The organism is Micromonospora sp. NPDC049060 (genome assembly GCF_040649055.1).
GTDB classification, from domain to species: domain Bacteria; phylum Actinomycetota; class Actinomycetes; order Mycobacteriales; family Micromonosporaceae; genus Micromonospora; species Micromonospora reichwaldensis.
Window position 1 is genome coordinate 63,083 of the sequence record NZ_JBEZEV010000012.1, and the last position, 25,461, is coordinate 88,543.

At 72.9% G+C, this 25,461-nt stretch carries 20 protein-coding genes and 1 pseudogene; 12 read left to right on the forward strand and 9 right to left on the reverse strand.

Annotated elements, in window-relative coordinates; all coding sequences use genetic code 11:
* Positions 1-62: 62 nt before the first annotated feature.
* Positions 63-2,369 (forward strand): ATP-binding domain-containing protein, encoded by a 2,307-nt coding sequence (locus AB0B83_RS08075; protein ID WP_357577551.1) that lies wholly within the window; start codon positions 63-65, stop codon positions 2,367-2,369.
* Positions 2,370-2,418: 49 nt separating this feature from the next.
* Here AB0B83_RS08075 and AB0B83_RS08080 read toward each other — a convergent pair.
* Positions 2,419-2,825, reverse strand: a pseudogene (locus AB0B83_RS08080) (hypothetical protein).
* A gap of 694 nt (positions 2,826-3,519) precedes the next feature.
* Here AB0B83_RS08080 and AB0B83_RS08085 point away from each other — a divergent pair.
* A complete protein-coding gene (locus tag AB0B83_RS08085; RefSeq protein ID WP_132240023.1) occupies positions 3,520-3,924 on the forward strand; it encodes a hypothetical protein in 405 nt (134 codons plus the stop codon).
* Between the two features lie 69 nt (positions 3,925-3,993).
* Here AB0B83_RS08085 and AB0B83_RS08090 read toward each other — a convergent pair whose 3' ends face one another.
* Positions 3,994-4,953, reverse strand: coding sequence for a sporulation protein (locus AB0B83_RS08090; protein ID WP_357577552.1), 960 nt, complete (start codon positions 4,951-4,953; stop codon positions 3,994-3,996).
* Positions 4,954-5,450: 497 nt separating this feature from the next.
* On the opposite strand from AB0B83_RS08090, the gene AB0B83_RS08095 reads away from it, so the two are divergent.
* A complete protein-coding gene (locus AB0B83_RS08095; protein ID WP_357577553.1) occupies positions 5,451-5,885 on the forward strand; it encodes a pyridoxamine 5'-phosphate oxidase family protein in 435 nt (144 codons plus the stop codon).
* Positions 5,886-6,002: 117 nt separating this feature from the next.
* Here AB0B83_RS08095 and AB0B83_RS08100 read toward each other — a convergent pair whose 3' ends face one another.
* The gene (locus AB0B83_RS08100; RefSeq protein ID WP_357577554.1) at positions 6,003-6,608 is read right to left on the reverse strand and encodes a TetR family transcriptional regulator; all 606 of its coding nucleotides are present in this window, start codon (positions 6,606-6,608) and stop codon (positions 6,003-6,005) included.
* Between the two features lie 100 nt (positions 6,609-6,708).
* Between AB0B83_RS08100 and AB0B83_RS08105 the strand changes: the two genes are divergently transcribed.
* Entirely contained in the window at positions 6,709-7,875 is a 1,167-nt protein-coding gene (locus AB0B83_RS08105) for an FAD-dependent oxidoreductase (RefSeq protein ID WP_357577555.1), read from the forward strand.
* A 17-nt stretch (positions 7,876-7,892) separates the two neighbouring features.
* On the opposite strand, the gene AB0B83_RS08110 is transcribed toward AB0B83_RS08105, so the two are convergent.
* Positions 7,893-8,669, reverse strand: a complete 777-nt coding sequence (locus tag AB0B83_RS08110) for a DeoR/GlpR family DNA-binding transcription regulator (RefSeq protein WP_357577556.1) — start codon at positions 8,667-8,669, stop codon at positions 7,893-7,895.
* A 28-nt stretch (positions 8,670-8,697) separates the two neighbouring features.
* A complete protein-coding gene (locus tag AB0B83_RS08115) occupies positions 8,698-10,704 on the reverse strand; it encodes a beta-galactosidase (protein ID WP_357577557.1) in 2,007 nt (668 codons plus the stop codon).
* 271 nt (positions 10,705-10,975) lie between these two features.
* On the opposite strand from AB0B83_RS08115, the gene AB0B83_RS08120 reads away from it, so the two are divergent.
* The 6 genes from AB0B83_RS08120 to AB0B83_RS08145 all read left to right on the forward strand — a co-directional run bounded on the left by AB0B83_RS08120 (position 10,976) and on the right by AB0B83_RS08145 (position 18,089).
* Complete coding sequence (locus tag AB0B83_RS08120; protein WP_357577558.1) at positions 10,976-12,301, forward strand: ABC transporter substrate-binding protein; 1,326 nt, start codon at positions 10,976-10,978, stop codon at positions 12,299-12,301.
* Positions 12,302-12,322: 21 nt separating this feature from the next.
* Complete coding sequence (locus AB0B83_RS08125; RefSeq protein ID WP_357577559.1) at positions 12,323-13,279, forward strand: sugar ABC transporter permease; 957 nt, start codon at positions 12,323-12,325, stop codon at positions 13,277-13,279.
* Entirely contained in the window at positions 13,276-14,187 is a 912-nt protein-coding gene (locus tag AB0B83_RS08130) for a carbohydrate ABC transporter permease (protein WP_357577560.1), read from the forward strand. The genes AB0B83_RS08125 and AB0B83_RS08130 overlap by 4 nt, the downstream gene beginning before the upstream one ends.
* Positions 14,184-16,322, forward strand: a complete 2,139-nt coding sequence (locus AB0B83_RS08135; protein WP_357577561.1) for an alpha-galactosidase — start codon at positions 14,184-14,186, stop codon at positions 16,320-16,322. The genes AB0B83_RS08130 and AB0B83_RS08135 overlap by 4 nt, the downstream gene beginning before the upstream one ends.
* Before the next feature lie 108 nt (positions 16,323-16,430).
* A complete protein-coding gene (locus tag AB0B83_RS08140) occupies positions 16,431-16,823 on the forward strand; it encodes a YciI family protein (protein WP_357577582.1) in 393 nt (130 codons plus the stop codon).
* Between the two features lie 3 nt (positions 16,824-16,826).
* The gene (locus tag AB0B83_RS08145; protein ID WP_357577583.1) at positions 16,827-18,089 is read left to right on the forward strand and encodes a sigma-70 family RNA polymerase sigma factor; all 1,263 of its coding nucleotides are present in this window, start codon (positions 16,827-16,829) and stop codon (positions 18,087-18,089) included.
* 291 nt (positions 18,090-18,380) lie between these two features.
* Here the strand turns inward: AB0B83_RS08145 and AB0B83_RS08150 are convergent, their stop codons facing one another.
* Positions 18,381-19,769, reverse strand: coding sequence for a cellulase family glycosylhydrolase (locus tag AB0B83_RS08150; RefSeq protein WP_357577562.1), 1,389 nt, complete (start codon positions 19,767-19,769; stop codon positions 18,381-18,383).
* Positions 19,770-20,008: 239 nt separating this feature from the next.
* Here AB0B83_RS08150 and AB0B83_RS08155 point away from each other — a divergent pair, with 239 nt between their 5' ends.
* Both AB0B83_RS08155 and AB0B83_RS08160 read left to right on the forward strand, forming a co-directional pair.
* Positions 20,009-20,971: a TIGR03557 family F420-dependent LLM class oxidoreductase gene (locus AB0B83_RS08155; protein ID WP_357577563.1), complete on the forward strand. Its 963-nt coding sequence runs from the start codon at positions 20,009-20,011 to the stop codon at positions 20,969-20,971.
* A complete protein-coding gene (locus tag AB0B83_RS08160) occupies positions 20,968-21,825 on the forward strand; it encodes an alpha/beta fold hydrolase (protein WP_357577564.1) in 858 nt (285 codons plus the stop codon). The genes AB0B83_RS08155 and AB0B83_RS08160 overlap by 4 nt, the downstream gene beginning before the upstream one ends.
* Before the next feature lie 363 nt (positions 21,826-22,188).
* Here the strand turns inward: AB0B83_RS08160 and AB0B83_RS08165 are convergent, their stop codons facing one another.
* The 3 genes from AB0B83_RS08165 to AB0B83_RS08175 form a co-directional block, all read right to left on the reverse strand.
* Positions 22,189-22,995: a hypothetical protein gene (locus AB0B83_RS08165; protein ID WP_357577565.1), complete on the reverse strand. Its 807-nt coding sequence runs from the start codon at positions 22,993-22,995 to the stop codon at positions 22,189-22,191.
* A 100-nt stretch (positions 22,996-23,095) separates the two neighbouring features.
* On the reverse strand, positions 23,096-23,899 hold the full coding sequence (locus tag AB0B83_RS08170; RefSeq protein WP_357577566.1) for an endonuclease/exonuclease/phosphatase family protein: 804 nt from the start codon (positions 23,897-23,899) through the stop codon (positions 23,096-23,098).
* A gap of 8 nt (positions 23,900-23,907) precedes the next feature.
* On the reverse strand, positions 23,908-25,398 hold the full coding sequence (locus AB0B83_RS08175; protein ID WP_357577567.1) for a phosphatase PAP2 family protein: 1,491 nt from the start codon (positions 25,396-25,398) through the stop codon (positions 23,908-23,910).
* Positions 25,399-25,461: the final 63 nt, after the last annotated feature.

Here is a 25,461-nt window from a genome sequence, read left to right on the forward strand (position 1 = left end):
CTCAGTTCAGGCAACAAAAAAGAACGGCCATCGAAAGCCGTTCCGAGAGAGATGCTAACCAAATGGGAGACGGCTTGTCAAGGCATTCCGCCGATTCCGCCGAATTGCAGTCCGATGACGAAATCGGCCGCGAACAGGAATACGTCTCGATGCTCTACCGCCGGCTGGACGAGCTGCGCGAGCAGGCGTCCCGACGGCTGACCGAGGAGCTGCGGGCGACCGGTGGCACCCTCCAGGCCCGCTCCCAGCGCGACAGCGCGGTGCGGATGTACGCCGACCAGGTCGAGCAGCTCTCCGCCGTCGAGAGCGGCCTCTGCTTCGGCCGGCTCGACACCGACGACGGCGGCCCGCACTACATCGGCCGGATCGGCATCTTCGACACCGGCGGCGACTACGACCCGTTGCTGATGGACTGGCGTGCCCCGGCGGCCCGCGCCTTCTACCTCGCCACCGCGGCCAACTCCCAGGGAGTGCGCCGCCGTCGGCACCTGCGCACCCGGGAACGCAAGGTGATCGCCCTCAACGACGAGGTGCTGGACCTGGACACCGCCTCCCCCACCGCCCACGAGGAGCTGACCGGCGAGGCGTCGCTGCTCGCCGCGCTCAACGCCGGGCGCACCGGCCGGATGCGCGACATCGTCGAGACCATCCAGGCCGAGCAGGACCGGATCATCCGCGCCGACCTGCCGGGCGTACTGGTCGTGCAGGGTGGCCCCGGCACCGGCAAGACCGCCGTCGCGCTGCACCGCGCGGCGTACCTGCTCTACACCCACCGCGAGCAGCTCTCCACCCGGGGCGTGCTCATGGTCGGCCCGAACGCCACGTTCCTGCGCTACATCTCCCAGGTGCTCCCGGCGCTGGCCGAGACGGGCGTGCTCCTGCGGACGCAGGGCGACCTCTTCCCGGGGGTCAGCGCCCGCCGCGCCGAGCCCGCCGAGACCGCAGCGCTCAAGGGCCGCGCGGTGCTGGTCGAGGTGCTGGCCGCCGCCGTACGGGACCGGCAGTGGGTGCCCGACGAGCCGCTGGAGATCGCGCTGCCGCAGCAGGAGGTGCTGCTGCTCGACCCGGAGACCGTCCGCGCGGCCCGGGACCGGGCCCGCCGCTCCGAGCGGCCGCACAACCTGGCCCGGGCGCTCTTCGACGTCGAGATCGTCCACGCCCTCGCGGCCCAGGTCGCCGAGCGCATCGGCGCGGACCCGCTGGGCGGGGAGAACCTGCTCGACGAGGCCGACGTGGCGGAGATCCGCCGCGAGCTGCGCGAGGAGCCCGAGGTGCGGGCCGCGCTGGACCAGCTCTGGCCGGTGCTCACCCCGCAGCGCCTGCTCGCCGACCTGTACGCCTCCACCGACCGGATCGCCGTCGCCGCGCCCATGCTCACCGAGGCCGAGCGGGCCATGCTGCACCGCGAGCCGGGCGGCTGGACGCCGGCCGACGTCCCGCTGCTCGACGAGGCGGCCGAGCTGCTCGGCGAGGACGAGCGCGCCGCCGCCGCCCGCCGGGAGCGGATCCGGGCCCTGCAACGGGAGTACGCCGAGGGCGTGCTGGAGATCGCCCGGGGCTCCCGCTCCATCGACGTGGAGGACGAGGCCGACGGCGGTGAGATCCTCGGCGTCACCGACCTGATCGACGCCGACCGGCTGCTGGAGCGGCAGGAGGAGGCGGACCGGCTCACCACCGCCCAGCGGGCCGCGGCCGACCGGGGCTGGGCGTTCGGGCACGTGATCGTCGACGAGGCACAGGAGCTCTCGCCGATGGCCTGGCGGCTGCTGATGCGCCGCTGCCCGAGCCGCTCGATGACCATCGTCGGCGACGTGGCGCAGACCGGCGCGCTGTCCGGCACCCCGTCCTGGGCCGACGCGCTGGAGCCGTACGTGGCGCAGCGCTGGCGGCTGGAGGAGCTGACCGTCAGCTACCGCACCCCGGCCGAGATCATGGCGGTCGCCGCCGATGTGCTCACCGAGATCGACCCGGCGCTGCGCCCACCCCGCTCCGTACGCTCCAGCGGTGTGCCGCCGTGGGACCACGCGGTGGCACCCGAGCGCCTGGCGGCGGAGCTGGTCGCCGCCACCACCCGGGAGGCCGCCGGCCTGGACGACGGCCGGCTCGGCGTGATCGTGCCGACCGGTCGGGTCGACGAGCTGGGCGCCGCGCTCACCGCCGCCCTGCCCGAGGCGGCCATCGGCGAGGACCCGGAGCTGGAGAGCCGCGTGGTGGTGCTCACCGTCGGCCAGGCCAAGGGCCTCGAATTCGACTCGGTCGTCCTGGTCGACCCCGACCGCATCGTGGCGGAGTCGCCCCGGGGCCGCAGCGACCTCTACGTCGCCCTCACCCGCGCCACCCAACGCCTGGGCATCCTCCGCCCCACCTGACCCGCCGGCCCCGTTGCGCCCGCCGGCCCCCTGCGACCTGGTCGGCGGGTCACTCCGGGGTGAAGTCGCCGACCTGGCTGGCGGTGCCGGACTGGTCGCTGGTCGAGCCGCCCGCCGGGGTGCTCAGGCCGCCGGTGGTGGCGTCGCCCGTGGTGGTCGGTGCCACCTTGCCGGGTGCCGCTCCGGCTGGCGTGCCACCCGGCGCACGCTGGCCGGGCCGGCGGTGCCGCCGGTCGTGGTGACGGCGCCCTGCCCCCGGGTCGGTCCGCCGTCGCGCAGCACCTCCGGGTCGACCGGAACGTGCGCCGGGTCGTCCGGGTCCTCGTCCTGGATGACCCGCTGCACGTCGGTAGGGGGCACAGTCACCTCGTCGAGAACACCCTCGCCGTACACGCCACCGGCGATCCGCTCCTCGGCCTGCCGGGCGGCGTCCTGTCGCACGTCGTCCTCACGCATGTCCATCACCTCACAGGAGTGGTCGGTCCGACATGCGTGCCCGCCACCCCCACCAACAAACCCGCCCCGCCTGTCGCCCCGCCGCCTCGCCGTGACCCGCCCACACCCGGCGTCGATCAGCGGAAGGCCCGCACCGCCGCGACCCCGGCCCCGCCCCCGGCGGCCGCGTCGATCATGCAGTCGTGGTGCCCGTGGGATACCGATTCAGGCATTTTGCACGCCAGCACAACTGCATGATCGACGCCGAACTTCGGGGCGCGGGCCGGGCTTTCGCGACGAGGCGGGGCTTTCGGCGCAGGACGGGGCTTCCGGGATTTCGCAGCCCAGGGCGGGCTTCGCAGCCCAGGACGGGGCTTCCGGGTTTTCGCGGCGAGGCGGGGCTTCGCGGCGCAGGACGGGGCTTCGCGGCGCAGGACGGGGCTTCGCGGCGAGGCCGGGCTTTCGCCCCGCACGGGCGGCGCCAGGCGTTCAGGGCTGAGGGGCCGAGCTTTCGGGACGAGCCCGGGGTCAGGTGGGGGCCGGGTGGGGTGCAGGGAGCGGGGCAGGTATCCGGGGTGCCGGGGGTGTTACTGCCCCCGGCGGGTCGGGTAGACGGCGGGTGCCCCCGCCATGCACGCGAACCGTGCCGTGGCCGACACGCGGTAGCGGGGCGAGGGAACGCAGGTACGACTCATCGCATCCTGAGGAGGACAAGATGAGCACGCAGGCTGCTTCCACCAGGCCGATGAACCGGCCGACGCAGGACGCGCCCAACCGGGCGATGCAGGACCGGGCCATGCAGGACCGGGCGATGCAGGAGACGCCCACCCGCCCGATGCCGATGATGCACGACGGGCACCGGGAGGCCATGCAGGCACCCGGCACGGAGACCAAGCCGTCGCTGCGTACGACCGAGTTCTGGGTCTACATCGCGGCCGTGATCGGCGTGCTGGCCGCCTCGCAGCTGGTCGGCCGGAACTCGGCCGGTGTGGACATCTTCCGGGCCGACAACGCCTGGTTCATGATCACGCTGCTGACCATCGGGTACCTGGGTAGCCGTGGTCTGGCCAAGGCCGGCAGCAACTGGCGCAGTGGTGAGGAGCGCAAGGCCCGGCACTGACCGGGCGACGCACCACGGCAACGGTGGCCCCCGGGACTACGGTCCCGGGGGCCACCGTCGTGAGTGGTCCTACTCCTCGAAGCCGCCGAAGTCCTCGCCGTCGCCCTCGAAGGCGTCGCCGATCATGTCGCCGACGATCATGCCTCCGACGGCTCCCATCGCGGCACCGGCGACGACGCCGCCCATGCCGACGCCACGGCCATGACCGTGCCCGTGACCGTGTCCGCCGAAGCCGTGGGCGCCGCGCAGGCTGCCGTAGCGGGACGTCGTCTCCCGCAGCCAGCCGTCGACGACCTGGACCCAGTCCGTCGTGTCGGCGTCGGCGTGCGAGAGCCGGTAGTGGCCGAAGGCGTCGTGCCCGGGGGTCAGGAACCCGCCGCGCTTGTCGCACTCCAGGATGACCTCGACGCCGTGCGGGCTGGTCACGAAGGTCAGCTCGACCTCGTTGATGGTGCTCGCGTACTGGGGCGAGGCGAAGAACTCGATCTCCTGGTAGAACGGCAGCGTCTGCTGCGTGCCACGGATGTGACCCCGCTCCAGGTCGGCGTGCTTGAACCGGAAGCCGAGCCGCTGGAACGCCTCCAGGATCCGCTCGTGCACCGGCAGCGGGTGCACGTTGACCTGGTCCAGGTCGCCCTTGTCGACCGCCCGGGCGATCGCCAGCTCGGTGCGCAGCCCCATCGTCATGCCGCGCAGTCGCTGGCCGTAGACGTCGGTGATCGGCGTCTCCCACGGGACCGGGAGCTGGAACGGCAGGGAGAGCTGCTGCTTCGGGGCGAGCTGGAACGCGCCGCTGACCGGCAGCCGGTGGAACTCCATCACGCCGGCGTACTCGGTGTCACCGCCCTCGATCTCGACCCGGGTGACCAGGCTGACGACGACCTGCTCGACGTTGGCCGGGGCGTCCCCGCCCTGCAGGTTGACCTGCCCCTCGAGGGTCAGGCCGGGGCGGGTGTTCGGGTTGGTCAGGACGGTGTCGACGCTCGGCCCGCCCACTCCGAACGCGCTCAACATCTTCTTGAAGACCATCGAAACTCCCGTGCAAAGACACCGCACTCCACCCTGGAGCCGGTCGCTGACTGGTCGGGACACTACGCGGAGGCGCTGTGAAGTGCCTGTGAGAGTGCACCACGACGGCGGAACGCGCAGCTGGGCCGGCATCCCCGCAGACGCCCGGGTCGTTGGTCGCCGCCAGCCCGGACGGGACGGCCTGCCGGGAACAACGTGCTGGGGGCAGCGTGCCGGCCGCCGGGCGTGTGACGACGCGAGGCTCCCGGTGATCAGGACGCCATGGACCCTAAAACGGCGGGATGACGTCCATGGCGTCCTGATCACCATTGGACGGACCGTGGTCGGCGGCGGCGTTGGGGGTTGCGTCAACGGCTGGTCGGACAATTCGAGCAGTACGTCGTAGACCGGGGGCGGCGGTGCGGCACCACAGCCGCGCCATGAGACGCCGTCGGGGCCAGGGCACGTTTCGGGCATGCGGTGGATCTGGCAGGGGGTCGGGCGTGGAGGTCTCGGGCGTGAGGGCAAGCATCGGGCGTACGTGGCTGCCGGAGCCGCAGGCAGCGGTTCCGCCGGAGGTCGCGGCTCGCCTGGTCCGGGAGTTGAGAGTCTGGCTGTGCACCCTGCGCCGCGACGGCTCGCCGCACGTGACGCCGGTCTGGTTCGTCTACGTCGATGGCACGTGGTGGATCGGTTGCGGTGGCGAGAGCGTCAAGGCCCGCAACGTGGCGGCCGATCCACGGGTGTCGCTGGCCCTGGAGGGCGGAGAGGCGCCCGTCGTGGCCGAGGGTCTCGCCCGGGTGCGCCGGACCGACTTCCCGGACCCGATCGTCAAGGCTTTCGCGACAAAGTACGGAGGGTGGGACATCCGCGAGCCGGTCGCCCCGGAGAGCTTCCGGGTGTTGCTGGAGATCCCCGTACGGCGCTGGTTGCTCGCGGGCGTGGCCCGTTGATTTCGGCTCCCCGAGCAGCGGAGCGCGTCGCGCTGATGTCGTGGACGGCTCAGCTCGACAGCGCCGGGGCCGCCTCGTAGCCCGCGCATCGCAGCGGCGGGACGGTCAGGGTGCGGATCAGGCCTTCGGGGCGGCGATGGCGGGAGAGTCTCCGGTGAGTGCGGCCACCGCCCGCTGGATGCGAAGCGGGGCCGCCGGATCGGTGCCGCCCGTGAGGGCGACGTGGTGCAGCACGCCGACCACCGCCAGGGCCAGCGCCGCCACGTCGGTGCCGACGGCCACCCGTCCGAGTTGCCGCTCGGCGGCCAGGTAGCCGGCGACGGCGTGCTCGACCGTCTCCAGGCCGGCGGTCCCACCGCCCAGCACCGTCTCGACCTGTGCCACCAGGTCGGGCCGGAAGGCCATCAGCCGGGCCAGTGCCAGCAGCGTCTCCATCGGCGTAGCCAGGATGGCCTGGTTGAGGTTGCCGGCGACCGTGCCGGACCCGGCGCGCTCCGGGAGGCCGGCCACCTCGGCGGAGACCACGAAGGACCGGTCGATCCAGTACCCGGCCAGGAAGTCGTCGAAGTTCGCGAAGTGCGCGTAGAGCAGCCCGGTGGCGACGCCGGCCTCGCGCGTCACGGCCCTGCCGGTGAGCCGGCTCGGCCCGTCTCGCACGATCAGCCGCTCGACGGCGGCGAAGAGTTGCTGCCGAATCTCCGGGATGGCTACTCCGCGCGGCATGCCTGAAGTCTAGGCGGTGCCGCTGCCCCTCGTTGCGCCCGGTATGAACAGTCGCTCATACTAGTTTGAGCGAACGCTCATTCTGAATCGGGAGTGCTGGATGAAACGTGCAGTGATCGTGGGAGCGGGCATAGCCGGGCTGGCCACCGCGCTGCGACTCGGGCGGGACGGGTGGCACACGGTCGTGGTGGAACGCGCTCCCGCCCGACGCAGCAGCGGCTACATGGTCAACCTGATCGGCCCGGGCCACGACGCCGCCGAGCGCCTCGGCCTGCTCACCGCGCTGTCCGCGTACGACCTGGGTCTGTTCACCACCGTGCTCGTCCGCGCCGACGGACGGCCCAAGTTCACGGTGCCGTCCAGCCTCGCCGAGGCCGCCCTCGGCGACCGGGCCGTGTCGGTGTTCCGCGGCGACCTGGAGTCGACGCTGTACGAGGCGGTGCGCGACCGCGCCGACATCCGCTTCGGCACCACCGTCACGTCCCTGGAGCAGGACACCGAACGGGTACGGGTGGTGCTGAGCGACGGCACCACGGAACACGCCGACCTGCTCGTCGGCGCCGACGGGGTGCACTCCGCCACGCGGACGGCCGCGTTCGGCTCCGGCTTCCAGGTCGATCTGCCGTACGTCGTGGGCGCCTTTCCCCTGGCCCACCCGGTGGCGGGCGTGCCGGACTCCTCAGCCACCACGTTCATCGGCCCGGGACGCACGGCGGCGATCGTCAACCTGGGCCCTCGGCGGTCTTCGGCGTTCTTCACGTACCGCAGCGCGGACCCGGCCGCCGACCTGCGGCGCGGAGCGGTGGAGGCGCTCGACGCGGCGTTCGGGGATCTCGGCGGGGGCGTCCCCGACGCGATCCGCCACCTCGGGAAGGACCCGGCCGGCGCCTACTTCGACGCGATCAGCCAGGTGGTGATGCCACGCTGGAGCACCGGCCGGATCGTGCTGCTCGGAGACGCGGCCTGGTGCGTCACGCTCTTCGCCGGGCACGGGGCCACCCTCGCGCTCGCCGGCGCGGACCAGCTCGGCGCCGCCCTGCAACGGCACGACGACGTGCCGGCGGCACTGACCGAGTGGGAGGCGGGACTGCGCCCGGAAGCCACGAAACGGCAGGCGCTCGCCCGTCGCGGAATGCTCCAGTACGCGCCGCCGAGCCGGTTCCACGTGTGGATGGGCGACGTGACCATCCGGGCGATGACCCTCCCGGGTGTGCACGGTCTCGTCCGGCGCGGCATCGAGCGCGCAAGCCGCAAGGCCGTGCCGTGACCACGCGCTCGGGCCGGTCAGTCGATTCCGACGACGATCAGCTCGCCCACCTGGCCGGCTAGCTGGTCGCGCGCATCCTCGGGCAGCCCGGCGTCGGTGACGAGCACGTCGGCCTCGGAGAGTGGGGCGATGGTGGCCATTCCGACCGTCTCCCACTTGGTGTGGTCGGCCAGCACCACCAGGCGCCGGGCCGCGCCGACCAGGCACCGGTCCGTGCCCGCCTCCAGCAGGTTCGGCGTGGTGAATCCGGTGCGCGGGCTCATCCCGTGTACGCCGAGGAAGAGCACGTCGACGTTGAGGGTGCTGATCGCCGCCTCGGCCACCGGCCCGGTCAGGGCGTCCGACGGGGTACGGATCCCGCCGGTCAGCACGACCGTCTGGTCGGCGCCCGGGTGCTGGTGCAGGGCCTCGGAGACGGGGATGGAGTTGGTCACCACGGTCAGGCCGCGTACGTCGGCCAGCAGGCTGGCCAGCGCGGCGGTCGTGGTGCCGGCGGAGAGCGCGACGGCCATGCCGGGCTCGACCAGGGCGGCGGCCCGTTCGGCGATGGCCCGCTTCTCGGCCCGCTGCCGCAGCGACTTCGCGGCGAAGCCGGGCTCGTCGCCAGGTCCGGGGCCGACCAGGGTCGCGCCACCGTGGACCTTGTCGACCAGCCCCCGCTCGGCCAGCACCTCCAGGTCGCGCCGGATCGTCATGTCGGAGACGCCGAACCGGCTCACCAGCTGGCTGACCCGCACGCCGCCGCGCTGCCGGATCATCTCGAGGATCGCGGCCTGTCGCTGTCGGGCCAGCATCCGGATGTCCTCCCTCGGGCCGTCACCGTCAGCGGGCCGCAGCGGCGGCCGGCGTCTCGCGGATGACTGCCACCTCGCCGGCCGGCACGACCAGCTCGCCGGAGCAGCGCGCGCCCGTCAGCAGCTCCACGCCGGTGGCGTCGAGCCGGGCGTCGGCGTCGGTGTGGTTGATGACGAAGAGCCAGGTGCGGTCGCCGGCGCGGCGCCGGACCACCTCCACCTCGGCGGGGACCCGCGCCGCCGGGCGTACCCCCGACTCGGCCACCAGCCGGGCCACCAGCCGGTCCGTCGCCGCCGGGTCCAGCCGGGTGCCGACGTACCAGGCCACGCCCGCGCCGACCGGGTGCCGGGTCAGCGCCGGCACGCCCGGCAGGGGCCCGTCGGCGTACGCGGCGAGCACCTGTGCGCCCTCGGGGTGCAGCCACTCCGTCCACACGTCGGCGACCGAGCCGTCGTCGAGGGTGACCCGCTCCCCCGCCCGCAGCGGGAAGAACTCCTCGACGCGGACGCCCAGCAGTTCGCGGAACGCCCCCGGGTAGCCGCCGAGACGAATGTGGTCGTGCTCGTCGACGATGCCGCTGAAGTACGTGACCAGGGCGGTCCCGCCGGCCTCGACGTACGCGCGCAGCGCCGCGGCGTGCGCGTCGCGCACCAGGTAGAGGGTGGGGACGAGCACCAGCCGGTAGCGGGAGAGGTCGGCGGAGGGGTGCACGACGTCGGCGGTGATCCCGGCCCGCCACAGCGCGTCGTGCAGCGCGCCGAGGCGGTCGGCGTACGTGACGTCGACGGTGGGGTGCGAGTCGAGTTCGGCGCCCCACCACGCCTCGTAGTCGAACAGGATCGCCACCTCGGCGTCGACCCGGCTGCCGCGTACCTCGGCGAGGGCCCGCAGGTCGGCGCCGAGCCGGCACACCTCGCGGAACACCTTGGTCTCCGGGCCGGCGTGCGGCAGCAGCGCGGAGTGGAACTTCTCCGCCCCGGCGCGGGAGGCCCGCCACTGGAAGAAGAGCACCCCGTCCGCGCCACGCGCCACGTGCGCCAGGCTGTTGCGGCGCAACTGGCCGGGGGCCTTGGCCACGTTGCGCGGCTGCCAGTTGACGGCGCTTGTGGAGTGCTCCATCAGCAGCCACGGGTCGCCGCCCGCGACGCCCCGGGTGTGGTCGGCCGCGAGGGCGAGCCCGACGTGGGCGCGCGGGTCGGCGGCGGTGAGGTAGTGGTCGTTGGCGACGACGTCCACGTCGGACGCCCAGGAGTGGTAGTCGAGGTACTTGATGCCGGTGCCGATCATGAAGTTCGTGGTGACCGGCTGGCGGACCAGGCGCGTGAGCACCTCGCGCTCGGCGCGCAGTTGGGCGCGCTGCTCGTCGGAGGAGAAGCGCAGGAAGTCCAGTTGCTGGGTGGGATTGGCGAAGGTCGGCGCCGTGCGCGGCGGGTTGATCTCGGCCCAGTCGCCGTAGCGCTGGCTCCAGAAGGCGGTGCCCCAGGCGTCGTTGAGCCCGTCCAGGTCGCCGTAGCGCTCGCGCAGCCAGCGGCGGAACGCCTCGGCGCTGACGTCGCAGTAGCAGTGCACGTTGTGGCAGCCCAGCTCGTTGGAGACGTGCCACATGACCACGGCGGGATGGTCGGCGTAGCGGGTGGCGAGGGCCTCGACCAGGGCCAGCGACCGCTCCCGGAACACGGGCGAGCTGGGGCAGTACGCCTGCCGGCCGCCCGGCCAGAGGATCGCGCCGTCGGCGCGCCGGGGCAGCGTCTCCGGGTGCCGGTGGGCCAGCCACGGGGGCGGGCTGGCGGTGGCGGTGGCCAGGTCGACCGAGATCCCGCCGCCGTGCAGCACGTCGATCGCCCGGTCCAGCCAGCCGAACTCGTAAGCGCCGGGGGCGGGCTCCAGCAGCGCCCAGGAGAAGATCCCCACCGACACCAGGTTGACCCCGGCGCGGCGCATCAGCGCGACGTCCTCGGCCCAGGTGGACTCGGGCCACTGCTCGGGGTTGTAGTCGGCACCGAACCAGATGTCGTCACCCTGCCATCGCCGCATGGATGCAGAGCGTGCCCGGCCGAGGCGGCCAAGTCAACATGTTCCAACATCGATCATCTTTACAACGTTCACCTCTCAACGGCCTTGTCGCGACCGGGTTGTCGGGAGATTGCCGCCCCCTTGACACCGCCCGGAGGACGAGTAGCTTGAGGCGCCACTGGCAATTCGTGTTCGCCAATGTGGATTCGCGATGGATCCGGGTGTGTGTTCACGGTTGCCGGGGCACCGCCACCGACGGCCCTCGGGCACCTCTTCATCCGCAGGAGGCACCATGTCCCGTCCCCGCACCCGAGCCGAGTACCTCGCCCGGCTCGTACCCCCCTCAGTGGCCGGCCTCGACCGTCGTTCGCTGCTCGCCGGCGCGGCCGGCACCACCGCGCTGCTCGGCACGGGCCTGCTCACCGGCTGCGGTTCCGACTCCGGCGGCTCCGGCGCCAAGACGGTGTCGCTGGGCTCCAACCAGTCCGACCCGAAGCCCAAGGAGGTCATCGCGAAGGTCATGGACGGCTTCCGGACCTCGTCCGGCCTCGAGGTCGCCGTCAACACGGTCGACCACAACACGTTCCAGGAGAACATCAACAACTATCTCCAGGGCAAGCCGGACGACGTGTTCATGTGGTTCGCCGGCTACCGGATGCGCTTCTTCGCCGCCCGGGGCCTCGCCGGCGACCTCAGCGACGTCTGGGGCAGGCTCTCCGGGATGTCCGACGCGTTCCGCAAGGCGTCGACCGGCGACGACGGCAAGCAGTACTTCGTGCCGTCGTCGTACTACCCGTGGGCAGTCTTCTACCGCAGGTCCGTCTGGCAGCAGAACGGCTACCAGGTGCCGAAGACCCTCGACGACCTGACCGCGCTCGCCGGTCAGATGAAGAAGGACGGGCTCACCCCGATCGCCTTCGCCGACAAGGACGGCTGGCCGGCGATGGGCACGTTCGACATCCTCAACCTGCGGATCAACGGCTACCAGTTCCACATCGACCTGATGGCCGGCAAGGAGTCCTGGACCTCCGACAAGGTGAAGAAGGTCTTCGACACCTGGCGCGGCCTGCTGCCCCTGCACCAGCCCGACAGCCTCGGCCGCACCTGGCAGGAGGCCGCCCAGTCGTTGCAGCAGAAGAAGAGCGGCATGTACCTGCTCGGCCTCTTCGTCGGCCAGCAGTTCGACGGCGCCGACCTGGCCGACCTCGACTTCTTCACCTTCCCCGAGATCGACCCGGCGATCGGCGCCAAGGCCCTGGACGCGCCCATCGACGGCTACATGATGGCCCGCAAGCCGAAGCAGGAAGCCAACGCCAGGAAGCTGCTGGAGTACGTCGGCTCGAAGGCGGCCGCGGACATCACCGTCAAGAGCGACCCGAGCACGCTGGTCGCCAACAGCGAGGCCGACACCAGCGGCTACAGCGCCCTGCAGAAGAAGGCCGCCGAGCTGGTCGGCTCGGCCACCGAGATCGCCCAGTTCCTGGACCGCGACACCCGCCCGGACTTCGCCTCCACGGTGATCATCCCGGCGCTCCAGCAGTTCATCAAGGACCCGAAGGACATCGACGGGCTGACGTCGAGCATCGAGAACCAGAAGAAGTCGATCTTCACCGACTGACGGCGAGAGGGTGAGGGCACCGTGTCCGACCTGCCCCTGATCCAAGCGGATCGCGCCGCGCCGCCGCCGGCCGCGACCACCTCCACGGGTGGTCGCCGCCGGCGCGTACGGCTGCTGTCCCGCACCGACCGCGTGGTCGTCGCGCTCATGGTGGCCGTACCGCTGCTGCTCGTCGTCGGCCTGGTCTGGCTGCCGGCGGGCGCCACCGTGCTGCTCTCCGGCACCGACTGGGACGGCATCGGCCCGGTCTCCGAGATCGAGTGGGTCGGCGGCCGCAACTACGCCGACGTGGTCCAGAACTACCCGCCGTTCGTGCCGGCCGTGCAGAACAACCTGCTCTGGCTGGCGGCGCTGTTCGTGGTGGCCACCCCGTTCGGCATGTTCCTGGCCGTCCTGCTCGACAAGGAACTGCGCGGCACCCGGTTCTACCAGACCGCGCTCTACCTGCCGGTGGTGCTCTCCCTGGCGCTGATCGGCTTCGTCTGGCAGCTGCTCTACTCCCGCGACCAGGGCCTGGTCAACGCCGTCCTCGGCACCGACGTCGACTGGTACGGCGACCCGGACGTCAACATCTGGGCCGTGCTGGTGGCGGCCGGCTGGCGGCACGTCGGCTACATCATGCTGCTCTACCTGGCCGGGCTGAAGGGCGTCGACCCGTCGCTGCGGGAGGCCGCCGCCGTGGACGGCGCGTCGGAGGGCCGGACGTTCTTCAAGGTGATCTTCCCGGTCCTGCGGCCTATCAACATCATCGTGCTGGTGGTGACGGTGATCGAGTCGCTGCGCGCGTTCGACCTGGTCTGGGTCATCAACAAGGGCCGCAACGGCCTGGAACTGATCTCGGCGCTGGTCACGCAGAACGTGGTCGGCGAGGCGAGCCGCATCGGCTTCGGCTCGGCGCTGGCCACCATCATGCTCGTCGTCTCGCTGGTCTTCATCACCGTCTACCTGGCGACCGTGCTGCGGGAGGGACGCCGATGAGCACCGTGACCGTGCCCCGGAAGGACCGGACCGCCCCCGCGACCGAACGCCGCCCGCCGCCGCGCCCGGCCCGGGTGGTGCTGCACGTGTTCCTCGCGGCGGTGGCGATCGGTTGGCTCTTCCCGATCCTCTGGGCCGTGCTGACCTCGCTGCGCTCCTACGAGTACACGGCCACCAACGGCTACGTCTCGCTCGGCGGGTGGACCCTCGACAACTACGTCACCGCCTGGCGGACCGCCGAGTTCGGCAAGCACTTCCTCAACTCCGTCTACATCACCGTGCCGGCGGTGCTGCTGACCCTCTTCCTCGCCTCGTGCGTGGCGTTCGTCATCGCCCGGTTCAGCTGGAAGACCAACATCGTCCTGCTCGGCCTGTTCACCGCGGCGAACCTGCTGCCCCAGCAGGCCCTGCTCATCCCGCTGTTCCGGCTCTTCACGCAGGTGCCGCTGCCGGCGTTCATGAGCGACTCGGAGCTGCTCTACGACAGCTACTGGGGGCTGATCCTGGTCAACGTCGCCTTCCAGTGCGGCTTCTGCGTCTTCGTGCTCAGCAACTACATGAAGGCGCTGCCGCGCGACCTCTACGAGGCGGCGATGGTCGACGGGGCGAGCGTCTGGCGGCAGTACTGGCAGGTGACCATGCCGCTGTGCCGGCCAGCCCTGGCCGCGCTGGCCACCCTGGAGGTGACCTGGATCTACAACGAGTTCTTCTGGGCCACCGTGCTGATGCGCACGGGGGACAAGTTCCCGGTGACGAGTTCGCTCAACAACCTGCGCGGTGAGTTCTTCACCGACAACAACCTGGTCTCGGCCGGCTCGGTGCTGGTCGCGATCCCGACCCTGGTGATCTTCTTCCTGTTGCAGAGGCAGTTCGTCCGGGGCCTGACCCTGGGGGCTTCAAAGGGATGACCATCGTCCACCTGCGCCGCGCCAAGACCAGTCTGGTGCTCGACGCGCGGGACCCGGGGCTGCCCCGGGTCGCGCACTGGGGGGCCGACCTCGGTTCCGTCCCCGACGGCGACCTGCCCGCCCTGGTCGACGCCACCGTCGCGCCGGTCGTACCCAGCAGCTTCGACGCGCCGACCGTGCTGTCCCTGCTGCCCGAGGCGTCCGCCGGCTGGGGCGGCCGGCCCGCGCTCGCCGGGCACCGCGACCGCACCGGCTGGTCCACCGCCTTCCGGCTGACCGGACTCGACGTCGCCGACGACGGCACCGGCTCGGCCCGGGTCACCGTCCGGGCGTCCGACGGCGGGGCCGGGCTGTCGCTGACCGTCGAGATGGAGCTCGACCCGACCGGCCTGGTGCTGCTGCGGCACCGGCTGCGCAACGACGGCGACACGGCGTACGAGCTGCGGGAGCTGACGCCGGTCCTGCCGGTGCCGGCGGTCGCCACCGAGCTGCTCGACCTGACCGGCCGGTGGTGCCGGGAGCGGTCCCCGCAGCGGCACCCGTGGCCGATGGGCGCCTGGGTACGCGAGGGCCGGCACGGCCGCACCGGGCACGACGCGACCCTGCTGCTGGTCGCCGGCACGGTCGGCTTCGGCTTCGGCCACGGCGAGGTGTGGGCGGTGCACACGGCCTGGAGCGGCGACCACGTGACCGTCGCCGAGCGGCGGCCGACGGGCGGGTCCACCCTCGGCGGCGGCGAGCTGCTCACCCCCGGCGAGGTGGTGCTCGATCCCGGCGGGGAGTACGCCACCCCGCTGCTGTACGCGGTCTTCTCCGCCGACGGGCTGGACGGGCTCAGCGACGTCCTGCACACCCACCTGCGCGCCCGCCCGCAGCACCCGGCCACGCCCCGCCCGGTCACCCTCAACGTCTGGGAGGCCGTCTACTTCGACCACGACCTGGACCGGCTCCGCACGCTGGCCGACCAGGCGGCCGAGGTCGGGGTGGAACGCTTCGTGCTCGACGACGGCTGGTTCCGGGGCCGCCGCCACGACCGCGCCGGCCTCGGCGACTGGTACGTCGACGACACCGTCTGGCCGGACGGCCTGCACCCGCTCGTCGACCACGTACGCGGGCGCGGGATGCAGTTCGGGCTCTGGGTGGAACCGGAGATGGTCAACCCCGACTCCGAGGTGTTCCGGGCCCACCCGGAGTGGGTGCTGTCGGCGCCGGGCCGGCTGCCTCCGTCGTGGCGGCACCAGCAGGTGCTCGACCTGGCCCACCCACCCGTGCACGACTACCTGCTGGAGCGGTTGGACGCGCTGCTCACCGCGCACCCCGGCATCGGCTACCTCAAGTGGGACCACAACCGGGACCTGACCGAGGCTGGGCACCAGGGCCGCCCCGGCGTGCACGGGCAGACCCTGGCGGTCTACCGGCTCCTCGACGAGCTGCGCCGCCGCCACCCGGGCGTGGAGATCGAGAGCTGCGCGTCCGGCGGCGCCCGGGTGGACCTGGAGATCCTGCGGCGCACCGACCGGGTGTGGGCCAGCGACTGCAACGACGCCCTGGAGCGGCTGGCCATCCAGCGCTGGACGGGGCTGCTGCTCCCGCCCGAGCTGGTCGGCGGCCACATCGGGCCGGAGCGCTCGCACACCACCCACCGCGTGCACGACCTCGGTTTCCGGGCGGCGACCGCGCTCTTCGGCCACCACGGCATCGAGTGGGACATCGGCGCGATCGACGCGGCGCAGCGCGGCGAACTGGCCGCCTGGGTCGCGTTGCACAAGCGGCTCCGCCCGCTGCTGCACGCCGGCCGGGTGGTCCGGGTCGACCACCCGGACCCGGCCGTCTGGGCGCACGGCGTCATCGCCCACGACGGCTCCCACGCGGTGTACGCCGTGGCCCAGCTGGCCACCTCGGTGGCCCAGGTGCCCGGGCCGGTCCGGCTCCCCGGCCTCGACCACCGCCGCCGGTACGCGGTGCGGCCCGCCGCCGGAGTGCCGGAGCCCGCCACCCTCCAGCGGGCCGCCCCGGGTTGGCTGGCCGACGGCGGCGTGACCCTCAGCGGCACGGTGCTGGCGACCGTCGGGCTCCAGATGCCCGCGCTGCATCCCGAGCAGACCCTGCTGCTGGAGGTCACCGCCGCCGACTGACCGGGATAGTTTTTCGGCGCGGGTGTCGAGAACCGGGGTGCCGGCTTCTACCGACGGGTGAGAGCACCGATGATGGTGCGCAGTCGTGAGGAGCCAGACGTGAAGTACATGTTGCTCATGCAGTTCAGCGCCGCCGGCACGGACTTCCCCCCGATCGAGACGTGGACGCCCGAGGAGATCCGGGCGCACGTGGCGTTCATGGGCGAGGTGAACGGGAAGCTGATCGCCGACGGCGAACTGGTCGGCGGTGAGGGGCTCGCCGCTCCGGCCCAGGCGAAGATCGTCCAAGCGGGCGCTGGTGGGACCCCCGTGGTCACCGAGGGGCCGTTCGCCGAGACCAAGGAGTTCCTCGCTGGCTTCTGGATCGTCGACTGCGACAGCCCCGAGCGGGCCGTCGCGCTCGCCGCGCACATCTCCACCGCGCCCGGCCCCGGCGGTCGGCCGCTGAACATGCCGATCGAGGTGCGCCCCGTGATGTCGGCGCCGCCGCAGGAGATGTGACGACTGGCCGCCGCCGACCCACCCGTCGAGGACCTGCTGCGCGAGCTGGCGCCGCAGGTCCTCGGCGTGCTCACCCGCCGCTTCGGCGACTTCGCCACCGCCGAGGACGCCGTGCAGGAGGCGCTGCTGGCGGCGGCCACCCAGTGGCCGGTCGAGGGGACGCCCGGCAACCCGCGCGGCTGGCTGATCCAGGTCGCGTACCGGCGGATGATCGAACTGGTCCGTGGCGAGACGGCCCGGCGGCGGCGTGAGGACCTCGTCGCCCGCCGCGAGCCGGACGACCGGCGCGCCGCGCCGCCGCCGGACGAGGAGCTGACCGCCGGCCGGGACGACACCCTGACGCTGCTCTTCCTCTGCTGCCACCCGACGCTCACGCCGGCGTCGGCGATCGCGCTGACCCTGCGCGCCGTCGGCGGCCTGACCACGGCCGAGATCGGCCGCGCCTTCCTCGTGCCCGAGGCCACCATGGCCCAGCGGATCAGCCGCGCCAAGCAGCGCATCCGCGCCTCGGGCGTCCCGTTCCGGATGCCCGAGCCCGCCGACCGGGAGGCCCGGCTGGCCGCCGTGCGACACGTGCTCTACCTGATCTTCACCGAGGGACACACCGCCAGCCTCGGCGACGACCTGCGCCGGGTGGACCTGTCGGAGGAGGCGATCCGGCTGACCCGGGCCCTGCGTGCGCTCCTGCCCGACGACACCGAGGTCGCCGGGCTGCTCGCGTTGATGCTGCTCACCGACGCCCGCGCCGCCGCGCGCACCGGGCCCTCGGGTGAGCTGATCTCCCTGGCCGACCAGGACCGCAGCCGGTGGGACGCCGCGGCCATCGACGAGGGGGTGGCACTGGTCACCTGGGCGCTGCCCCGCGGGCCGGTCGGGCCGTACCAGCTCCAGGCGGCCATCGCCGCGCTGCACGACGAGGCGCCCAGCACCGCCGAGACCGACTGGCCGCAGATCCTCGCCCTGTACGAGGTGCTGGAACGCGCCTCCGGCAGTCCCGTCGTCTCGCTCAACCGCGCGGTGGCGACCGCCATGGTGCACGGCCCGGCCGCCGGCCTGGCCGCGTTGGCGGTGCTGGACGCCGACCCCCGGATCGCCGGGCACCACCGGCTGCCCGCCGCCCGCGCGCACCTGCACGAGATGGCCGGCGACCGGGAACGGGCGGTGGCCGCGTACCGGATCGCCGCCGACCTGACCACGAGCGTGCCCGAGCAGCGATACCTGACGATGCGCGCCGCCCGGTTGGCCTCCGAACCGAACGGGGCCTGACGGGCCCCGACGCGACGTGGGCATGCTCGCGCGGACGCTGTCGAGCTGCCCGCGCAGATGGGGCAGCGAGTTCCGGGTCCGTGGCGGCTGGCGGTCCCACGGACGGGGCAGCTCGACAGCACCCCGTGGGCATACCCCGCCGTGCCTCCCACCCCGCCCAGCCCTTGTCCCGCCCAGCGATCGAGGGCGAGGGCGAGTGCGGGGGCGCGGCGGAGTTGCGACGTTTCGACGGGTGACACGAGCGGTGGCCGGGCCCGCGCGGGGCCCGGCCACCGGTGGTACGGGGAGTCCTCAGCTCGCGGTGCAGGTCACCGCGGGCGTGGCGTTGGTGCCGTTCCAGCTGGCGATGAAGCCGAAGCTGGTGCTGGCGCCGGCGCCCAGCCGGCCGTTGTAGTCGACGTTGCGGGCGGTGACGGCCGACCCGCTGCTGCTGAGGGCGGTGTTCCAGGACTGGCTGACGCTCTGGCCGTTGGCGAACGTCCACTTCGTCGTCCAGCCGGTGATCGCCGCCGATCCGGCGGTCACCTTCACCTCACCCTGGAAGCCACCCTGCCACTGGTTGGTCACCGTGTACGTCGCCGTGCAGCCGCCCGGCGGCGGGGTGCTCGGCGGCGGGGTCGTGGGCGGGGGCGTGGTGGGCGGCGGGGTGGTGGGCGGGGGCGTCGTCGGCGGCGGGGTGGTCGGCGGCGGCGTGCTGCCGAAGACCGTCGCCTCCTTCGCGGTGGCCTTGATCCCGTTCGCCCCGTTGAAGATGCGCTGGCCCCAGGTGCTCAGCGCGGCGGGGTTGAAGTTGGTGACCATGTCGAGGTACTCGACGCCACCGCCGTTGCCGCTCCACGACCAGCCCAGGTAACCGATCCCGTTGGCCTGGCTGTAGGAGAGGATGGTGTCCTCGTCGGGGTTGCCGTCGGAGTGGTCGAAGCCGAACTCGCCGACCACGATCGGCAGCTTCGCGGCGCGGAACCGGCCGAGGTAGTCGCTGATCTCGGCGGCGGTGTCGAAGACGCCGTACATGTGGATGGAGAAGACCGTGTTCTTCTGCGGGTCGGCGGCGAACACCGACGCGGCGTTGTCGCGCATGGTGAACGACCAGTCCTGACCCCAGTTGGGGGCGTCGACCATGATGGTGTGCGTCAGGCCGCCCGTACGCAGCCGCTTGATGGCGTTGGCGGTGTCGGTGGCCCAGGTGCCGTAGCCCTGGTTGCCGTACGGCTCGTTGCCGATGTTGACGATGACGTACTTCTCCTGGCCGGCGAGGGCGCTGGAGACGCTGAGCCAGTAGTCGACCGCCTGGTCCAGGGTGGCCGCCCCGCTCTGCTCGCCGTAGCCGGTGGTGTCGTGCACCTCCAGCACGCAGATCAGCCGGTTGGCCTTGCACAGCGAGATGACGTTGGCGACGTCGGCGGTGTCGTTCTTCGCCCACCGCTGGCCACTGGCCAGCACCACCCGCACCGTGTTCGCGCCGAGCGCCTTGATGTTGGCAAAGGAGCTGGTCTGCTGCTGGTACCAGGTGTGCGCGTGGTTCACGCCACGCATGACGAACTCGCTGCCGTTGGCGTCGTAGAGCTTGCCGTCGGCGACGGAGAAGCCGGTCGCGGCCCGCGCGGGCTGCCCGAACGCCAACACGGCGACCAGCAACGCGAGCAGGGCCGCACCGGCGGCGGAGAGTCTCTTCTTCATGGCCTTCCTCAAAGGGAGGACCCCCGCTGCCCAGGTGGGGGTGGGACGTCACAGGGGATGGCGGCTGCAGCCCGACAGCCGCCGCCCGGCTCCCGGCGGCGCAGGGATCAGCGTAGGCCGGTCGGGCCGGTCACGCAATGAACCGGTTAAGCAGCGGACCGCCGACACCGGACGCGAGGGTTGACCCGACCTGGCAGGGGTATCCGGGGATGATCCGCCCGGGTCGGAAGGAGACACCCATGGTCAAGGTCGGCTACACCCTGATGTGCGAGCAGGCCGGTCCGAAGCAACTGGTCGACTGCGCGGTGCGGGCGGAGGCGGCCGGCTTCGACCAGCTCGTCATCTCCGACCACTACTACCCCTGGCTGGACTCCCAGGGCCACTCCCCGTACGCCTGGTCCGTGCTCGGCGCGGTCGCGCACGCCACCAACCGGGCGGAGCTGATGTCCTTCGTCACCTGCCCGATCCGCCGCTACCATCCGGCGGTCGTGGCGCAGAAGGCCAGCACGGTCGGGGTCCTCTCGGACGGCCGGTTCACCCTCGGCCTGGGCGCGGGCGAGAACCTCAACGAGCACGTGGTCGGCGGCTGGCCGCACGTGCAGCAGCGGCACGAGATGTTCGAGGAGGCCCTCCAGATCATCCGGCCCCTGCTCAACGGGGAGACGCTGACCTTCTCCGGCAACCACTACGACGTGCCCGACGCCTACGTGTGGGACCGGCCGGCCCGCCCGGTGCCGATGGCCGTCGCCGCCTCCGGCCGCCAGTCGGTCACCCTCGCCGCCGAGTACGGCAACGGCCTCGTCGCGACCGAGCCGGACCCGCACATCATCGAGATGTACGACGAGGCCGGCGGCGCCGGGCAGCCCCGCTACGGGCAGGTGGCCATCTGCTACGGCCCGGACGAGGCGGAGTGCCGCAAGATCGTGCACGACCAGTTCCGCTGGTTCGGGATGGGCTGGAAGGTCAACGCCGACCTGCCCGGGCCGGAGTCGTTCGCCGCCGCCACCCAGTTCGTCCGCGAGGAGGACGTGGCCGAGGGGATCTCCTGCGGGCCCGACGTGGACCGGCACGTCGAGGCGTTCCGCAGGTTCGTCGACGCCGGCTTCACCCACGTGGCGATCGTGCAGGTGGGCGGCGGGACGCAGCCGATGTTCCTGGACTGGGCGCAGGAGCAGCTCCTGCCGAGGCTGCGCGAGCTGTGAGGGAGGCACCCGTCCGGCGTCCCCGGGTGACCCCACCGGGCCGCTTCGGTCCGGCGGAGCTGCGCCTCGCGCTGGCCGCCCCGAAGCCGGCCGCCGGGCTGACCAGCGAGTGGCGGCTGGTCGACGGCCTCCGTACGCACACCCGCCGCGCCGGCGACCCCGGCACCGCCGCCACCCCGGTCGTGCTGGTGCACGGGCTGGCGGTGTCCCACCGCTACCTGACCCCGCTCGCCCTCGCGCTGGCCGACACCCACCCGGTGTACGCGCCCGACCTGCCCGGCTTCGGGCTGACCGAGCGCCCCGGCCGCGCGTACGACGTGGTCGAGCACGCCGCGCACCTGGCCGCCTGGCTGGCCGCGTACCGGATGCCGCCCGTCTGTCTGCTCGGGCACTCGTTCGGCGCGGAGGTCGTCGCGGCGCTCGCCGCCCGGCACCCCGACGCGGTCGCGGCCGTGGTGCTCGCCGGCCCGACCAGCGACCCGGCCGCCCGGTCCCGGCGGGGACAGTTCGGGCGCTGGCTGGTGGACACCCTGCGGGAGGCGCCGTTGCAGGCGCCGATCCTGCTCCGGGACGTCCTCGACGCCCGCCCCTGGCGGGTCCACGCGACGCTGTCGCACTCGGTGCGCAACGGCATCGAGGCGGACCTGGTCCGCATCGCCGCGCCCACCCTGGTCGTGGCCGGCTCCCGGGACCCGGTCGTGCCGCCGTCCTGGCGCGCGCAGGTGGGCCGGCTGGTGCCGCACGCCCGTACGGTCACCGTGCCGGGCGCCGCGCACAACGTCGTGACCACCGCGCCGGCGCAGGTCGCCGACGCGGTCCGCGCCCTGCTGGCCCCCACACTCACGAACAGGTGACGACATGCGTATCGGCAACACGGAGATCCGTCCGGCCGGCGGCGGCCTGGGCTGCCTGCTGATGATCCTCTTCTCGATCGTCGCCTCGGTCGTCCTGACCGTGGTGCTAAACCTGCTCCTGTAACCCTGCTCCGGCTCCGGCTCCGGCTCCGGCTCCGGCTCCGGCTCCGGCTCCGGCTCCGGCTCCGGCTCCGGCTCCGGCTCCGAGATCTTGGTACCGGAGTGCCCCTGGAGGGGCCGTTTCTTGCCAAGATCTTGCTCGGGCACCGCTCGTCGGGGCACCGCTCGTCGAGCAGCGCTCGTCGGGCACCGCTCGCCGGGCACCGCGCGTCGGGGCAGCGCCGTCGTCGCGGCGTTCGCGGGTCAGCCGCGCAGGCCGAGGGCGGTCAGCGCCTCACGGGCCGCCTGGCGAACCGGGTCCACGACGGCGCGGCGCACCCAGCGGGCGGCCGGCGAGACGGTCGCCCGCCACGCGGCGGCCACCGCCCGGCCCACCGGGCGGACGGCGTGCCGCCACAGCCAGCGCGCCCCGAGCACGAACGGCCGCAGCGTGAGCGCGTAGCACCACCAGAGCAGCCGGCCGGCTGCCCACCACGCCCAGCCGAGCGCGCCGAGCAGCACCCGCCCCACCGCCGCCAGCCACCGGCCGACCGCCACGAGCCCCGCCGCCAGCCACCGGCCGACCGCCGCGAGCCCCGCCACCAGCAGGCGTCCGAGCGGCGCGAGGAGCCGGGCCAGCCAGCGCAGTGGCACCCAGATCAGGTGGTACGCCAGCCAGGCCAGCGGTATCCACACCACCGTCCGGGCCAGCCAGGCCAAGCCCCGGGCGAGCCAGACCAACGGCACCCAGACCAGCGTGCGCAGCAGCCAGGACAGGCCAAGGCCGAGCCAGCGCAGCAGCCAGGCCAGCCCACGCCCGAGCCAGCTCAGCGGCACCCACACCAGGATCCGTAGCAGCCAGCCCAGCGGGCGCAGCAGCCAGCGGTCCAGGAACCGGCCGAGCGGCGCGAGCAGCCAGCGGTGCAGCCACCGGCCGACGGCGGCGACCAACTCCCAGGCCAGCCGGAAGGGCAGCACCACGACCAGCGCGATTCCCCGGACGACGGCGACCAGCAGCGGGGTGGGTGGGGACCCGGCGTTCCCCGGGTCCGCGCTCGGCGAGTCGATCACCGGCTCACGGTAGTCAGCACTGGCAACGCGCCGCCCGCCCGGCCCTCGCGGACGGACCGGGGTCGCCCGGCCAGGCAGGGCGTAAGCGGGGGCAGTGCGGTCAGGCGGGGTCGAGGTCCAAATCCGCCACGACCGGATAGTGGTCGGAGGCGTACTCGGTCTCGCCGCCCCGCAGCACCCGGCAGTCGCGCACCCGGCCGGCGAGCGCCGCCGTGCCGAGCAGGTAGTCCAGCCGCATGCCGGAGAACTCCGCCCCGCCGCCGTGCCGGGTGGGCGCGGTCAGCCCGCCGTCGGGCGCCCCCGCCGTCGCGTACAGGTCGACCAGGCCGGTGGCGAGCAGCCGGGCCACCGCCCGGGTCTCCACCGTCCGCCCGTCCCGGCGCAGGTGACGGCGGCGGTACGCGGCCGGAAGCCGGGCGATGCGGTCGGTGTGGTCGGCGACCGGGTCGAGGGTGTTGAGGTCGCCGGCCAGCAGTCCCAGCTCCCCCGGCGCGCGGCGCAGCGCGGCGGCGGCCCAGCCCGCCTCGACGCGCCGCCGCAGCCCCCAGTACGGGTCGAGGTGGACGCTCAGCACCGTCAGCGGGCCGGCGGTGGTCGCCACGGTGACCCGCTGCGCGGCATGGTGGAACGGCCGGCGTACCCGGGTCGCGGCGAGGGCGCGCAGCGGCGGGCGCAGCAGCACCGCCACCGGCTGGCCGAAGCAGGAACGGGCCAGGTGAGGTCGCATCCCCACCCGGCCCGCGAAGTCGGCGAGCACGTCGCCGGAGTCGAAGTGCCGCAGTTCCTGCAACGCCAGCACGTCCGGCCGCTGGTCGGCGACGACCCGGACCAGCAGGTCCCGGCGGTCGGCGCCGCCGGAGTCCCGTCCGCCGGTGCGGATGTTCCAGGTCATCGCCCGCAGCATCGGCCGCGTCAGTCCGCCCGGCCGGCCTTGGCCAGCTCGTCGTCGAGGGTGTCCACGTCCTCGGACTCGATGCTCGGCTGGTTGCCCTCGTGGACGTCCTCGTTGGGGCGGACGACCCAGTAGAGCAGCCCGATCCAGAGGGTGGTGAGGATGATCGCGCCCATGAAGTCGGTGGGGTGGTGCATCCCCCGGTACATCCGGCTGATCGCCACGCCGGTCGGCATCACCACCGCCAGCGCCACGAAGACCCACCGCCACCAGCGGTCGGTACGCGGGAAGACGATCACCGCGATCGCCACCCAGACGCAGAGCGTGGCGGCGATGTGGCCGGACGGGAAGGAGGAGGTCGGCATCGGCCCGTCGAGGTTGCCGACGGGCGGGCGCGGCCGGTCGACCGCGGCGGCGGAGGCGAGGAAGAGGCTCAGCTCGCCGAACATGGTCAGCGCCACGAAGAGCAACGGCCGCCAACGCCGCCAGACGGCCAGCACGATCGGGCAGAAGACCAGCGAGATGAGCAGGATGGCGTGGGTGTCGCCGACCTTGCTCCACCAGTAGCTGAAGTCGTCCCGGCCGGGGGTGCGGTGCTCGGCGAACCACCTCGGCACGTCCGTGTCCAGGGTGGCGAAGAAGGTGCCGCCGGCGTGGTAGCTGACGAACATGCCGAAGCCGTAGAGCGCGCCGAGGATCAGCACCCAGCCGACGATCAGCTCGAACACGGCGGCCCGGGGGTGCGGCAGCAGGTGCGCCTCGTCGGGGGCGGGCGCCACGTCGTGCGCGGCCTCCGGCTCCAGCCCGTCGGTCAACGCCGGGACCGGCCGGCCGCGCTCCAACCGCCAGAGCCGGAAGGCGTACGCGGTGACGCCGAGCCAGGCGGCGCCGAGCAGCCAGGCCCCCAGCACGTCCGAGACGAAGTGCACGCCCAGCGCGATCCGGGTCAGTCCGATGAGGAAGACGACGAGGGCGACCAGGGCGATCGCGGGCTTACGCCAGCGGCGCGACATGGCCGGCAGGAAGACCAGCAGCAGCGCCCCGTACGCGACCATCGAGCCGAGCGCGTGACCGCTGGGGAAACTGTCCCCGGCGTACGTACCGATGGGCACGTCCACCTCGGGGCGCAGCCGGTCGACAAGCGTCTTGAGCGCCGGGTCGAGGACGAGCGCGCCGACGCCGGTGACGATCAGGAACACCGCGAGTCGACCCTGCTTGCGGATCAGCAGTCCGACCACGGCCACCGACACCAGCCAGATGATGACGGCCCGCCCGCCGAGGTCGGTGAGCGCGTTGAGCACGGTCACCAGCGGCCCGTGCGGGGCGACCAGGTCGTTGAGCCAGGCGGCCACGCCGTGGTCGACGTCGTAGAGCGGGGACCACCGGGTCCGGACCAGCACGAGGAGAATCCCGAACCCGACCCCGGCACCGAGCACGATCGCCAGGCCGGCGAGCGTACGCTCGGTGAAGTGACCCAAGGGTCGTCGCAACGCCTCTTTGACCGCGCCCACGGCAGCCTCCCTCTCGCTTCTGGCGTGCCGCATTACCCGATCGGCGCTCCGCGTACACCGGGG